A 13341-nucleotide genomic window follows, 5' to 3' on the forward strand; every position below is an offset into this window, starting at 1 on the left:
GGTCAAAACCGTTTATTTTGACCTAATTTAGTACCCGTTAAGACCGCAAGAAAGCGATTGTCACTGGCTGTCACTTCTAACTTATTTGGCTACTGGTGCATTTGCGGATATACATAAATTTTAATTTTACTAAAAGAAAACGATAATCATAAGCTTATTTTTTGGTAATGTGATCAAAAATAGTTGGTGACAGTGAAATAAAAATTTGTCATAATCCCAGACAGATTTGAAGAGGAAGTAAGCTCTGCTGAGGAGCAACTTACAAGCAATAAAATATGTCAAGAAGAATGAATGGGGCTTTGGATATCGGAGCCCTTTTTTCATAGTTAATTCTTCTTGTCCTATGGATAGTAAAACCTTAGTCTTCCTTGATTTTTGAAGTACAGATACCGCCTCATGAAACTTTTCCTGTTTGGATACGAGAGCCCTCTCTAGACATTCAGTTTGGCTTAAAGATGCCTGAAGAAAGACTCCAGTCCATTGGTTGATTTGAGGATTCTCGGGTTTTCCACTGTTTTCCAGCAACCAAAAATAACTGTCCATCACATCACGAAGCAACCCACTTTTATACAATCGGGGATCTCTGTAATCCAAACTTCTGAAAGCCGCTAGGCTCGCAGGGATTTCCTCGGTGCGGTATTGCGCTACGTTAACAACTGAACTCACTAGTTTCCGAACCGATAGATAACAACTTAGGTAACTTTCAGCATCCAGACTGCTCAGAAAATCCAGGTCTTCCTGTTTCATTCGTTGTATTTCGCCGGCAATGCCTTGCTGTGGAAGTGGGTGGATGGAGAAGAGCGAATCGCCCTGATATATTTTTTGCAAATACAACCAGGCTGTTCTCGTTTTTGATACTCCGCAGCATAGCACACAAATTGCTTATTTTGATCTCCCGAAACCGTAACGATGCTTTCCGCCATACTCAACACTTCTCCCTGAAGTTCGATGGTTTCATTCGCAAGCACCAGAAAATAGGCTTTGTTGTCTTCCCCTGCCAGATAGGCCATGCCTGTGTCTTGATCGGTATAGCTTAGGGTAAAAGCACCTTGATCCGAAACCCTGGCGCTATCGATGCTGTAAATATCCAAATCCTGAAAACCAATCATACGAACCTGCTGACCAGCCAAGCCCGGAAAACTACCCCTGATCGTATGCTGGGCCTGCACATGAACTGTGGCTACACTTAAGAATAAGAATAGGTATAATCTAATTATTTTCATTTGATTATAATTTTTCTTTCAATGGTCATACAGTCTTTCCCGCATATCTTAGTCATTCCTATGTGTATCGTTTCCGAAATGCTCAATTTCATATTTTCTACAAGTAAAATCCTACCACCACAAAAGGATGGCAGGATAAAGTGTGAAAAGAGTAAGAATTATTCAGGTGTGATATCCTGTATACAGCGAACCGTTAGCAATAAGTTTAAAAACCACCGTTACTCAGAAACTCATCAAGAAACTTAGAAGATATTTCGTCTTGCTCTTTTGACGCTCGGTGTTCAATTATAAAAGAAACTACTTTATCAGACTTTTTCTCATTGATAAAATTTTCTAATCTTAAATAACTATCTGAATTTGAATAGATAGTTACATTGATATCATTTCGCCAATCTTCATCAATTTTCATTTTAACAATAAACCTATGTGTAAAACCTTCAAATTGTTGTTTAGAATACTTTTTTTCCATTTTTATATTTGTTTTAAATTGATGATTTGTAAAAAACCTACTGCTAATCGAGTACCTAGCCCCCCAGCCACGCTAGCAAACACTAGCAGGTAGAGGCTCTCACACCACCGTACGTACGAGTCTTCCCGATAAAAATCGGGACAGACTGTATACGGCGGTTCGTAAAGCATAGCATCATTGCTCTTTATACTGATGATACCTTTCTGCTACTTTTAAGTATAGGCTATACTTTGTATTCCTATACGAATTTTCGCTTCACAATACGTTCAGTCCTTCACTACTTCTGTGAGACCTCCATAGTTTTTATGGCTCGTTCCTCTTAGCTACTATGACCTCGGCTGACTTCTCTTGGACGTTCCAGACGTCTAGAGACCTCCCTCGGTAAAATGAATATCCTTGTGCCTATCGCCGCCACATCTACTTTTTTGGTACTTCCTCCCTTTTGGAAAATTGGGACTTCGGCAGTATGTGTTACCTCATCCCCCCGATAGCTATCGAGGGCTCATAGCCTCCGTATGTGGTTCATGTTCTTCAGTACAGACACCGCAGTCTAGCTTACTTCACTGCATGCCTCACGGCAAACCAGCTTGCCACTTGCTTGGCTTCGTAGTAGTCCACCCATTTTCTGGATCCCTGATTAACACCCTCAGACACTTGGGATGAGAGTTCTAAATCGGACAGGCTTTGGCCAGCTGAGCTCAGAACAAATGGAAAATAAAATGCTAGGAAGCATAAAATTAATCTGGCAGGATGCAGTAGTTTTTTCATTGGTTTATAATTTTTTCAATCAATTATTTTGTTGATTCAAGATCAATTTTCGTAAGCTCTTGCAAGGCTAAAAAGCATGAAATTAGTGTAGCAGGATTCAGAAGATATTCCTCAAGACCGTGTGGTTTTTTCATATGATTATAATTTGTTTTTTATAGGCCATCCCGAGCAATCGGGAGGAATCTCGCAGATTATATTCATACCAGTGTATGGCTTTTTAGTCATGCTCGATTTCATGGGTATACCTAGTGAATCGTTGATTTCTTAGATGCTTTGGTTAGCCATTTCTTGCTACCACTTTTTGTTATTTTAAATTCATTTTTACTTCGACTGAATCCGGCTTTGCTTTCTTGGCTACCAGATTTATCACCCGCCTATTCAAAGTAAAAATCACTTGACCTTGGCTGATTAGCGAAGGACCGAAACAAGCAAAAAACTACGCCTCCAAAAAAATATGTATGTTGAGAAAGGTGTTTTCTCAACAAGCAAGGAATGAAATGTATTTTTTTAGATATTAAATGCACCTTTTAAGTCGTCCAAGATCTGGGTAACTTTTGGCGCATTAAAAGTTCAGGAAGCAAAAACAGGTTTTTTTCATTAGGATGTGCAATGAAAATTAATGTTAAAATGAAAAAAATCAGTCAACTCAGCCAACATAAAAAACACCAAATCGAAACTGAAAGTAAAGCCAAATTCAGTCGAATCAGGATCGCAAAATTGATCGTTTTTCTCAGTAAAAGTATTTGGTCTTGAGCTCAAGCTCGACAGAAGGAATTACGACTTAAAGAGCCCTTACCCGGAAAATTCATTGGAATTTCCAGCACAGCTTTAACTCACTTCTCCCTTGACTATCGGAAGGTTGCTTCGCTTCCTTTTATCCGCAGTAATTCTCAACACCCCATTTCTGTAAGATTCTTTGGAACTAAAACAATCCGAAATTGTCGGCACAGGCTCTGATTTGTTGGGATTTAAAACCTTCGTCAGAAACGCTACTGCATATTCCAAGTTTAAGATGAATTTTTCTTGGAGGACTAAGGCTCATCTCCTTGGTTTTTTTGTTCAAGCTGTAGATCCTTGCCGAAAGTCCTAATCAGTCAAAATTGAGTATTGGAGAGTCAACTTAGAGACTTTATCAGCCACGTTTGAGTGTTGAACACTCTATGTAAGGAGTTGAACATCCAACTTAGAGACCTAATCAGTCAAGTTTAAGTCCTAATCACTCAAAATAAGGTGTTGTTGAACAGGCAACACAGAGACTTTTAAACTCAAACTAGGGTGATGAACACTTAAATTAAGGTGTTGAACATCCAACTTTATCAATTTTTCAGTCAAGTTTAAGCCGTAATCACTAAAATTAAGGTCTTGAACATCCAACTTTGTCAATTTTTAAGTCAAGTTTGAGTCCAAATCACTCAAATTAAGGTCTTGAACAAGCAACACAGAGACTTTTAAACTCAAGCTTAAGTTCCACTCACGCCAATTAAGGTCATTACCAATAAAACCTGGTTGTTAAGCACTTGAGTTTGAATCTTTACCTATCAAATGATTCCTAGATCAAAGGGAGATTATCGCAACTTAAAAAGTCTAGAAACAACGGTTTTGAAACTACAAACACTCTTTCAGTTCAATGAGACGGTTAATCTGGTACTGGATTTTTGTATTGATAATCAAGATACTTGATAGAAAATGTATAGTCCTATTAAAGACGCAAAGCAGGAAATACAAATCTCTTGGAATTAAAAAATGGTATATACTCCTAATTGCTACCTGGAGACCCAATCAGGATTCCTCCCAAGCCATCGAGGCGGTCGAAAAAAAATATAAGGTAAAAAAGAATCTATCAGATCTTGAAGAAAGAAATTGCTGACTCAATGAGATTTTATTTTTTTATGATTATACGCAATAATGCCAGTAGCCCTATTTTCTTTGTTTTACTGGATGGAAGACCGATGACGGATGACCGATTGGCCTAAAACCGAGCGTTTAACTTATTATTTGATGCTTTAAGATCTTTACTGGCAGAAAAGCGGACCTACCTATTATCTTTCGTAAAAGTCTGCTAGTTCCTAAATTTTTAGAATTTATTCCTTAGCAGAAAATATCCATTGCATAGGATTCTACTACCACCCTTCAAATTAGATAAACAGGAAAAATTATTAACAAATAAAACCATTTGAATTTTTTTTCTGTTAAGTAAACTAATTTTAATATTACATTTCAAACTGGTCAAAATTATTGATCGATTAATCATAGCTCAATTGCGAAAAAAAAACGAACAGTAGAATTTTATTTGGAATAGCTTTCAAAGTAATTCCAAATGAACCAAGGTATTAACTTGAAATTCACCTATCTGTTTATCAGGATTTTAGTTATTCGAACCTAGGAAAGTTTTCGCTGAACTGAAGTCTAAAATTGAAGGAAATTTTCCAAATTTAGAAAAAAAGTCAATGAACCCGATACAGAATCTGGCCAATGAGAACAGCAAAAAATGATGGAAATTAACCACGCACAGCTATCGTGAAGAGCAGCAGGTCTTTTACTAATGATGGCGTTTTTCTGTAAAATAGCTTCAAAAAGTGAATAATGTTTTTGAGATTCTCAATTGAAGGAGAAAAATAAAAATATTTGACTTTAATAATTTACATAGAAAAACAACTAGGGCGAAAAACCGATCCGGGTCTGAGCAAATGAAGTTAATAAGTTTCAAAAATCATCATCCTTTGAAATTATAAATAAGGAAATCTGTTTTCTTTAATTTAAGTATAGTACTGTTAAGTAAGTTTATTTTTATATTAACGAAAGTTTTTTATCTATGTCACCTTATTTAATTTTTCAAATCATTTCAATATCAATTTTAAGCTTGTAGAGGTGTCCGCTTAACATCATATCATATTTGAGATATACATTTTATCTGCTTTTACCATTCTGATGATTAGATTATTGAAGATGGTGTCTTTGTTCTGGGAGCGATTAATTCGGTAGGAAAACTCGCTCAAATAGCGTTCAATATGCCTTTTGCTTACCCAGGAGTAAGTCGTTCTCAACCATGACTTCACTTGATGAATCATCGTATGAATCGCCTTAAAATTCAGACCTAATTCACTGGAGATCTGCTTGATGGTATAATCTTTAGCTATTGGCCGATAGCCTTTCCATTTGTCAGTGACCACTTGGGCTTCTTTGTCAATGTGTTGGTCAAATATAGGTCGAAGTGATTTGGCTGAGAAGTCCCTGATTTTGAGGGCATAAAACCGTTTTACTTTCCCTTCCTCAGTCAGCTCCACAGCACATACTACTTTCTTTTTGTTACCGCCATAGCTTCTTCCGGTATGTCCCGCTTCTTGGCCACCTACTACAAACTCATCCACATGAACCTCACCCTGCATGGGATGATTTTCACTGGATTTCATTGCCTCACGGACTTTATGCATAAAGTTCATCGCTGTTTTACGATTAATCTCACAGCGCTTGGCAACATACATGGCAGAGAGCCCTTTGGTGCTCGTACTCATCTCAAAACAGATATGAAAGGCTTTTAAAAGCCCAAATTTAAGCTTATGAAACATGGTGTCTGCTCCTGCACTTTCTGTGTCGCTGCACTTATTACAAGTGCGCGCATAATCCTTTCTAATTTGACTACCCTTATGCCCACATTTTCGGCAGGTGTATCCATCTTTCCATTTGATTTCTGCCAAATATTTCTTGCAGTCAAGTTCAGTTTGGAAGCTTTTACTGAACTCTATGACTCCTTGACCTTTAAATATATCCATTTTGAGCGTTTGAAAAGCTATAAATATATGCAATTAAAAGGACACCCCTATAAATCAATAAATAATCAACCAAAAAGAGTCTCCTAGTGGGACTCTTTTTTTGCTTTCAATTGACATGAAGTGATTCAGGAAAGCATGAGGTATTTGAGCTTTTCATTTTGGGTTATTCTTCTTTGAAATGACTCCATCTGACTTTACCAAATCGAGACAAATCATATCTAATTTTTTATTTCCCCTAGTTCCCGTATTTTTGGGCTTTCTTAAAAAATCGCATTCCTAATTTCTAGTTATGGCATATTTATTCACTTCAGAGTCAGTTTCTGAAGGGCATCCTGATAAAATCGCAGATCAAATCTCTGACGCGCTGATTGACAACTTTTTAGCTTTTGATCCGAACTCCAAAGTAGCTTGTGAAACATTAGTTACTACAGGTCAGGTATTCCTTGCGGGTGAGGTGAAGTCTGATATTTATCTTGACGTGCAAAAAATAGCTCGTGATGTGATCAATCGAATTGGTTACACCAAGAGTGAATACATGTTTGAAGGAAATTCTTGTGGGATTCTTTCTGCAATCCACGAGCAATCGGCCGATATCAATCAAGGTGTAGATCGTGCAAATCCTGAGGAGCAGGGCGCAGGAGATCAGGGGATGATGTTTGGTTATGCCACGAATGAAACTGAAAATTATATGCCTTTGGCATTAGACCTTTCGCATATGATTTTGCGAGAATTGGCAGCAATGCGAAGAGAAAATAAGGAAATTACGTACCTCAGACCTGATTCAAAAGCACAGGTAACCATCGAGTATAACGATGATAATGTGCCACAACGAATTGAGGCAATTGTAATTTCTACTCAGCATGATGATTTTGACGAAGAAGCGACGATGCTTGCTAAAATCAAATCTGATATTATTTCAATTTTGATTCCAAGAGTGAAAGCACAGCTTAAGCCTGAGCTTCAGAAGCTTTTCACTAACGATATCAATTACCATATCAATCCAACCGGAAAATTTGTAATCGGTGGACCTCATGGAGACACAGGCTTGACTGGTCGTAAAATCATCGTAGATACCTATGGTGGTAAAGGAGCTCACGGTGGAGGAGCTTTCTCAGGAAAAGATCCGTCTAAAGTAGATCGATCTGCGGCATACGCTACGCGCCATATTGCCAAAAACATGGTGGCAGCAGGTATTGCAGATGAAATGCTGGTTCAGGTTTCTTATGCAATCGGAGTCGCTGCACCAATGGGTATTTATGTAAATACATACGGCACTGCAAAAGTGGATATGCACGATGGCGAAATAGCCAAGAAGATCGAGCAACTCTTCGATATGCGGCCCTATGCAATCGAGCAGCGACTGAAGTTACGGAATCCGATTTATGAGGAAACTGCCGCCTATGGTCATATGGGAAGACAAAATGAAGTGGTGAGGAAAACATTTTATTCCCCTTACCGAGATGAGATAGTCTTGGACGTAGAACTTTTCACCTGGGAAAAACTAGACTATGTCGATCGAATCAAATCGGTGTTTGGAATCTAAAAACAGAGCCTCTCGAATTTCGGGAGGCTTTGTTTTTATATATTTTTTGGAAAATTGCTCCAAAATTTGACTAATTGTTTAGATTTTATCCATTTCGTTTTTACAGTAATTTTAGTAGAAAAAATCTTTAAACTAAAACCTAAGAAAATAAATTCCGTAATTTGACTTAATTAATTCGGTCTTATGAGGATACTTATTTTAACTCTGTTTTTTCTCGGTTTAAGCAATGTTTTAATAGCACAGGGAACTGTCACTTTCCAAGAGAATTTTTTTAACAATAATCGTTATAAAATTGATGGTATTGAATCCAAGCCTGATGATGTTGCCCGACTCATGGCTAATTTTGAGTACAGCCAGAAAAATTTTATCGAAGGCCACAAGCAGATGAGGATTGGTAGTGGGTTGAGGATTGTGGGAATTGGAGTCTTGGTGGGAGCTTTGGTCAACTATGGCCTATCAGATTTTACTCAAGATGATACCAGAACCTATTTTCTCATTTCCTTATCTGGGATGGGCGTTGGAGCTATTGGTGCTCCTATCAGGCGCAAAGGAAAAAGTCGGGTCGAAACTGCTGTTGCTGAATACAATTATTTGAAAGACAGAGGCAATTACAAGGAAGTGAGTCTTCGAGCTGCTCCTGGCAAAATCGGTTTAGTTTTTAACTTTTAGATCATGAAAAAAACAATGCTCTTTATTTTATTCAGTTCCATGTGCTGGTCTCTATTGGCTCAGGAAACCCCATTTTTGAAACTGAATATCCGTAAAAATTTCCTCGACCAGAAAATCGATTTTTTGGAGGGTCCTAAGGTATTATCTAAAGTGGAAATACAAACCCTGATGTCTCAAGCCAATCCTGAAACGGCAGATCTCTACAGAAAGTCGGTCTCAAAACAGCAGATCGCTAATATATTTTCCATCGGTGCTTTTGCATCTGTGATTGGTACTACTGTTTACATTGTGGCACCTCAGCAGCAGTCCTCACAAATGAGCAATCTTACTTGGCCATTATTGATTTCCAGCTTAGCGTTTGAAATTGGCTCAGGAATTTTCAACCGCAGCGCAAGGAATTTAGCTCGAGAGGCAGTGGACTCCTATAATTTTGGCAGAACAGATCGGCCCGTTTATTTTGAAGAAAACCGCATCGATCAGCCTCTTTTTAGCTATAAAATCCGATTCTGAATTCACAAAGCTAAAGTGAGAAGTTTGAAAAAGGGATTTCATACTTCTCACTTTTTATACTTCTGACTTTCTAAAACATTTCCTCGATCAGTTCGGTGTAAAACTCTTTTACATCTTTGCCAATTGCTTTGACTTGCTGAGAAATCAAACTGGTCTCTGTCTGTCCCGGTACGGTATTGATCTCTATAAAAAAGAATTTCCCGCTCTCCTTTTGTAGGAAATAATCAATTCGAACAGCGCCTTTGCAATTGAGTTTCTCATAGACTTGAGTCACGATCCGGCCTACCCGAGCGACCTCTTCTTCAGTCATTCTACCGGGTGTAATTTCCTCGGTTATTCCAGCCACATATTTTGCCTCAAAGTCAAAAAACTCCTTGCTGCTGACGATCTCAGTTGCCGGCAGCACGGTGATTTCTCCTTTTCCTCGAAATACGCCAATTGAGAATTCTCTCCCTGAGACGAATTCTTCTACAAGTACCTGCTTGTCCTCAGCAAATGCTTTGTCCAATGCTTCAGGTAATTCTTCCCAAGTTTTCACCTTGCTCATGCCGATTGAGCTCCCTCCATTATTTGGTTTGATGAAAAGTGGAAGTGTTAATTCTGACTCGATTCGGGTTAAGTTTTTAGCGGTGTTTTCAAAAAGTTGAATAGACTTGGCAATATGAAGTTCTGGGATATCATCCACTATGGCCTTGGTATAGCCTTTATTCATTGTAATTGCCGAAGTGAGTTGATCGCAGGTGGTATAAGGCAAGCCGATCATATCGAAATATCCCGCTAACTTTCCATCTTCCCCAGGCGAACCGTGAAGGATATTGAAGATACCGTCAAACTTGATTTTTTTGCCGGCTATCGTCAAGCTGAAGTCATTTAGATCCACCATCACTTTCTCCCCACTCTCGGTGATATGATGCCAATCGCCTGGATAAATCAGGATTTTAGTGACCTCGTATTTTTCTCGATCTATGGTGCGTTCGACAACTGCTGCGCTTTTAAGTGAGATCACTGATTCTCCGGTATAGCCACCGGTCACAAGGGCGATTTTCTTCTTCATGTTGGAGTTAATGGGTATGCGAATTAGCCAATTATTTACGGAAAGGGGAAAGAAAATCCTAAGAATTCATAAGATTTTCGCCATCTATCCAAGCCTAGTTTCAAAGACATCAACGCTTCCTTATATTCGCAGACCCTATTTTGGTATTCACCCAAATTTCAGAATGATGATTAAAAGTATGAAATCTGCGCTTTTTGCGCTTTTCCTATTGGCTTTTGCAAATGCTACGCTTCTCGCACAAGAGCTCAAAAAAGTAACGATGGAGGATGTCTTTAAGAAAAACACCTTTTATCAGCAAACTGTCCGAGGTATCAATTGGATGAAGGATGGACAATATTATTCCTCACAGATCAATCAAATGGGCTACCCGATGGTAGTTAAAATGAATGTGGCCACTGGTGAGCAAGCTGGAGTTTTACTGGATGGAAGAGCACTTGGGTTGAATTTCAGCAGCTATTCCTTTAATTCGGATGAATCAAAGGCTTTGGTTGCAACAGATGTCGAGTCGATTTACAGAAGATCTTCCAAAGGTATTTTTTATGTAGTCGATTTGGCTTCCGGAGAAAAGCAGCAATTGATGAACGGAGCCAAAATCTCCTACGCGACGCTATCCCCGGATAATGACAAAGTGGCTTTTGTAAAGGACAATAACCTTTTCATGGTGGAGCTAGCAGGGAATAAACTAACTCAAATCACCAAAGACGGAGAATGGAATAAGATCATCAATGGTGCTGCAGACTGGGTTTATGAAGAGGAGTTTTCAATGGCCCAGGCTTTCAAATGGTCTCCTGATGGTAAAAAAATAGCCTTTATCCGATTTGATGAGACGGAAGTTCCTGAGTTTAATATGCAGCTATGGGGACCACTTTATCCCAAAGATTACAAATTTAAGTATCCAAAGGCTGGTGAAAAGAATTCAGAAGTAAGTATTCATGTTTACGACTTGGCTACTTCAAAAACACAAAAAATCGACTCAGGAGCTGAGTCTGATATTTACCTGCCTAGAATCTACTGGACTAAGGATGCTAATCAATTGGCGTTTATTCGTCTGAATCGTTTGCAGAATCAAATGGATTTATTTCATGCCAATGCTACAAGCGGAGCCAGCAAGCTGATCATTTCGGAAACTTCCAAAACTTACGTGGATCTGGATTACAATGATGATTTACAGTATTTATCAGACGGAAAAACTTTCATCCGAACTTCTGAGCAAGATGGTTTCAAGCATATCTACCATCACAATTTGGATGGAAGTCTGATTCGCCAGATTACTTCCGGCAACTGGGAGGTGACTTCTATGGTTGGCTTAGATGAAAAGGGTAAGAAAATCTATTTTATTTCTACTGAGGTATCTCCACTTGAGCGCAATTTCTATGTGATTGGATTGGATGGAAAGGGTAAAAAAGTACTGACACCGGCAAAAGGAACTCACACTATTAATATGAGTTCGGATCATCGGTTTTACATCGATTATCATTCGACTACCTCAAAGCCAGTTACCGTCACACTAAATGAAGCTTCCGGAAAGCAAATCAAAGTTTTGGAAGATAATGCTTCATTGAATACTACTTTATCAGCTTTCGCATTGGGAGAAAAGGAGTTTTTTACCTTTCCAACAGTTGATGGTACTGAGTTGAATGGATATCTCATCAAACCAACAGATTTTGATCCGAATAAAAAATACCCAGTTCTCATGTATGTATACGGTGGTCCGGGCTCTCAAAATGTGATTAATTCATGGGGAGGCACGCGTGACCTTTGGCATCAGGCTTTGGTGGCTGAGGGGATTATTGTTGCCTGTATTGATAATCGAGGGACAGGAGCGAGAGGTCGTGATTTCAAGCATTCCACCTATGCAAACTTGGGAGCTTTGGAGACAGTTGATCAGATTGAGGGAGGAAAATATTTAGCCAAGTTGCCCTTTATTGATCCAGCACGAGTTGGAATCTGGGGCTGGTCCTATGGTGGCTACATGTCTTCCTTGGCACTGATGAAAGGAAATGATGTTTTCAAAACAGCAATTGCTGTGGCGCCGGTGACGACCTGGAGATATTACGACACTATCTACACGGAGCGCTATTTGCAGACTCCACAGTTGAATCCAGCGGGATACGATGATAATAGTCCGATCATGCACGTGAATAAGTTAAAGGGGAATTTCTTGTTGATCCACGGCACAGGGGATGATAATGTTCATTTTCAGAACTCAGTGGATTTAGTCAATGCTTTGGTGACAGCGGATAAGCAATTTGAGACCTTCTACTATCCCAACCGAAATCATGGAATCTCAGGTGGGAATACCACTTGGCATCTCTATACAATGATGACAGATTTCTTGAAGCGAAAGCTTTAATATTGAAAAGGACCAAATCTAATTTGGTCCTTTTCATTTCTAGTCAATCCGAATTTGATCCAAATAGAATTTCATTCGGCTATGATCTCTTGGGAGAAAATCAATCTTATCGATTTTGTCCAGTTTATGATTATAGAAAACCTCGATGTATTCATTTTCGAGTAAGTAAAGATTGACCTTGTGACGGTAGTAACGAATACCCACGACAAAAGTACCCTCAGTATAGAGGGTGCTTATTTTTTTGTGAAAAGGGAGCTCTGTGAATTCTTCTTTACTCATAAATCATTAAGGGGTGCTCCAAAATAACGAAATCTCAAGCTTTTTGAATATGAAAAGTTGAAAACTTGCCTCTAGAGACTTATACTTGAAGACTCATTAACTTATATGTCTCGACAAAGATTCCAAGCAACCGCTTTTCTAATTGCGGTGGTAGTCATTTTTAATTTTTCCTGTGCCTCCAAAAAGAAAGTCGCTTCGGAGCCATTTAAGCAAGTGATTACTACTGCTAGAAGTTATACAGGAACACCCTATCGGTATGGTGGGACGACCAGGTCTGTGATAGATTGTTCAGCATTAGTGTATCATTCCTTTTATTCGGTTGGGATCAACATGCCCCGAACTTCTACTGCCCAAAGTGAGCAGGGGAAAAGTATTAAGAAGAATGAAATCGAGCCTGGAGACGTTCTGTTTTTTGCCACAGGAAGGAAAAAGAAACAAGTTACTCACTCTGGGATTGTCACTGAGACTTCTAAAAATGATATCCGGTTTATACATTCTTCAACCTCGCTAGGTGTTTCTGAAGACTACCTCAGTAATCCTTATTGGAGCAAAGCTTTTTTGTTTGCAAGAAGAGTGTTGGACTGATTTCGAGTTGATTTTTCGACTACTCAGAGTCACTTAAACCTAAATTGCAGGAATGATCGGATTATTTTCCAAATATCCTTTGGTATTAGGCTTTTCTGCTTAATTTTGCGGTCGAATT

At 38.8% G+C, this 13341-nt stretch carries 12 protein-coding genes; 5 read left to right on the forward strand and 7 right to left on the reverse strand.

Going from position 1 to position 13341, the window contains the following annotated elements; genetic code table 11:
* Window positions 1-129: 129 nt before the first annotated feature.
* From P8O16_RS00430 to P8O16_RS00450, 5 genes are all read right to left on the reverse strand, one after another.
* Complete coding sequence (locus P8O16_RS00430) at window positions 130-747, reverse strand: hypothetical protein (protein WP_300309715.1); 618 nt, start codon at window positions 745-747, stop codon at window positions 130-132.
* Entirely contained in the window at window positions 744-1223 is a 480-nt protein-coding gene (locus P8O16_RS00435; protein WP_300309717.1) for a DUF4369 domain-containing protein, read from the reverse strand. The genes P8O16_RS00430 and P8O16_RS00435 overlap by 4 nt, the downstream gene beginning before the upstream one ends.
* Before the next feature lie 205 nt (window positions 1224-1428).
* A complete protein-coding gene (locus tag P8O16_RS00440; RefSeq protein WP_300309719.1) occupies window positions 1429-1692 on the reverse strand; it encodes a hypothetical protein in 264 nt (87 codons plus the stop codon).
* A gap of 555 nt (window positions 1693-2247) precedes the next feature.
* Window positions 2248-2460: a hypothetical protein gene (locus P8O16_RS00445; protein ID WP_300309721.1), complete on the reverse strand. Its 213-nt coding sequence runs from the start codon at window positions 2458-2460 to the stop codon at window positions 2248-2250.
* Between the two features lie 2882 nt (window positions 2461-5342).
* Window positions 5343-6230 (reverse strand): IS1595 family transposase, encoded by an 888-nt coding sequence (locus P8O16_RS00450; RefSeq protein ID WP_300309723.1) that lies wholly within the window; start codon window positions 6228-6230, stop codon window positions 5343-5345.
* A gap of 289 nt (window positions 6231-6519) precedes the next feature.
* On the opposite strand from P8O16_RS00450, the gene metK reads away from it, so the two are divergent.
* The 3 genes from metK (at window position 6520) to P8O16_RS00465 (ending at window position 8952) form a co-directional block, all read left to right on the forward strand.
* Entirely contained in the window at window positions 6520-7773 is a 1254-nt protein-coding gene (gene metK / locus P8O16_RS00455) for a methionine adenosyltransferase (protein WP_300309725.1), read from the forward strand.
* Window positions 7774-7956: 183 nt separating this feature from the next.
* Window positions 7957-8442, forward strand: a complete 486-nt coding sequence (locus P8O16_RS00460; RefSeq protein ID WP_300309727.1) for a hypothetical protein — start codon at window positions 7957-7959, stop codon at window positions 8440-8442.
* Between the two features lie 3 nt (window positions 8443-8445).
* Entirely contained in the window at window positions 8446-8952 is a 507-nt protein-coding gene (locus P8O16_RS00465) for a hypothetical protein (protein WP_300309729.1), read from the forward strand.
* 70 nt (window positions 8953-9022) lie between these two features.
* On the opposite strand, the gene P8O16_RS00470 is transcribed toward P8O16_RS00465, so the two are convergent.
* The gene (locus P8O16_RS00470; RefSeq protein ID WP_300309731.1) at window positions 9023-10006 is read right to left on the reverse strand and encodes a D-alanine--D-alanine ligase; all 984 of its coding nucleotides are present in this window, start codon (window positions 10004-10006) and stop codon (window positions 9023-9025) included.
* Window positions 10007-10172: 166 nt separating this feature from the next.
* Between P8O16_RS00470 and P8O16_RS00475 the strand changes: the two genes are divergently transcribed.
* Complete coding sequence (locus P8O16_RS00475; RefSeq protein WP_300309858.1) at window positions 10173-12359, forward strand: S9 family peptidase; 2187 nt, start codon at window positions 10173-10175, stop codon at window positions 12357-12359.
* A gap of 39 nt (window positions 12360-12398) precedes the next feature.
* Here the strand turns inward: P8O16_RS00475 and P8O16_RS00480 are convergent, their stop codons facing one another.
* Window positions 12399-12638, reverse strand: a complete 240-nt coding sequence (locus P8O16_RS00480; RefSeq protein WP_300309733.1) for a hypothetical protein — start codon at window positions 12636-12638, stop codon at window positions 12399-12401.
* 105 nt (window positions 12639-12743) lie between these two features.
* On the opposite strand from P8O16_RS00480, the gene P8O16_RS00485 reads away from it, so the two are divergent.
* On the forward strand, window positions 12744-13223 hold the full coding sequence (locus P8O16_RS00485; protein WP_300309735.1) for a C40 family peptidase: 480 nt from the start codon (window positions 12744-12746) through the stop codon (window positions 13221-13223).
* Window positions 13224-13341: the final 118 nt, after the last annotated feature.

The organism is Algoriphagus sp. (assembly GCF_029254265.1).
In the GTDB taxonomy this organism is placed as follows: Bacteria; Bacteroidota; Bacteroidia; order Cytophagales; family Cyclobacteriaceae; genus Algoriphagus.

Excerpts from the sequence above, each read along its gene's own strand:
- P8O16_RS00430 (WP_300309715.1), bottom strand. The coding sequence starts at position 747 with ATGAAACAGGAAGACCTGGATTTTCTGAGCAGTCTGGATGCTGAAAGT.
- P8O16_RS00435 (WP_300309717.1), bottom strand. The coding sequence starts at position 1,223 with ATGAAAATAATTAGATTATACCTATTCTTATTCTTAAGTGTAGCCACA.
- P8O16_RS00440 (WP_300309719.1), bottom strand. The coding sequence starts at position 1,692 with ATGGAAAAAAAGTATTCTAAACAACAATTTGAAGGTTTTACACATAGG.
- P8O16_RS00445 (WP_300309721.1), bottom strand. The coding sequence starts at position 2,460 with ATGAAAAAACTACTGCATCCTGCCAGATTAATTTTATGCTTCCTAGCA.
- P8O16_RS00450 (WP_300309723.1), bottom strand. The coding sequence starts at position 6,230 with ATGGATATATTTAAAGGTCAAGGAGTCATAGAGTTCAGTAAAAGCTTC.
- metK (WP_300309725.1), top strand. The coding sequence starts at position 6,520 with ATGGCATATTTATTCACTTCAGAGTCAGTTTCTGAAGGGCATCCTGAT.
- P8O16_RS00460 (WP_300309727.1), top strand. The coding sequence starts at position 7,957 with ATGAGGATACTTATTTTAACTCTGTTTTTTCTCGGTTTAAGCAATGTT.
- P8O16_RS00465 (WP_300309729.1), top strand. The coding sequence starts at position 8,446 with ATGAAAAAAACAATGCTCTTTATTTTATTCAGTTCCATGTGCTGGTCT.
- P8O16_RS00470 (WP_300309731.1), bottom strand. The coding sequence starts at position 10,006 with ATGAAGAAGAAAATCGCCCTTGTGACCGGTGGCTATACCGGAGAATCA.
- P8O16_RS00475 (WP_300309858.1), top strand. The coding sequence starts at position 10,173 with ATGATTAAAAGTATGAAATCTGCGCTTTTTGCGCTTTTCCTATTGGCT.
- P8O16_RS00480 (WP_300309733.1), bottom strand. The coding sequence starts at position 12,638 with ATGAGTAAAGAAGAATTCACAGAGCTCCCTTTTCACAAAAAAATAAGC.
- P8O16_RS00485 (WP_300309735.1), top strand. The coding sequence starts at position 12,744 with ATGTCTCGACAAAGATTCCAAGCAACCGCTTTTCTAATTGCGGTGGTA.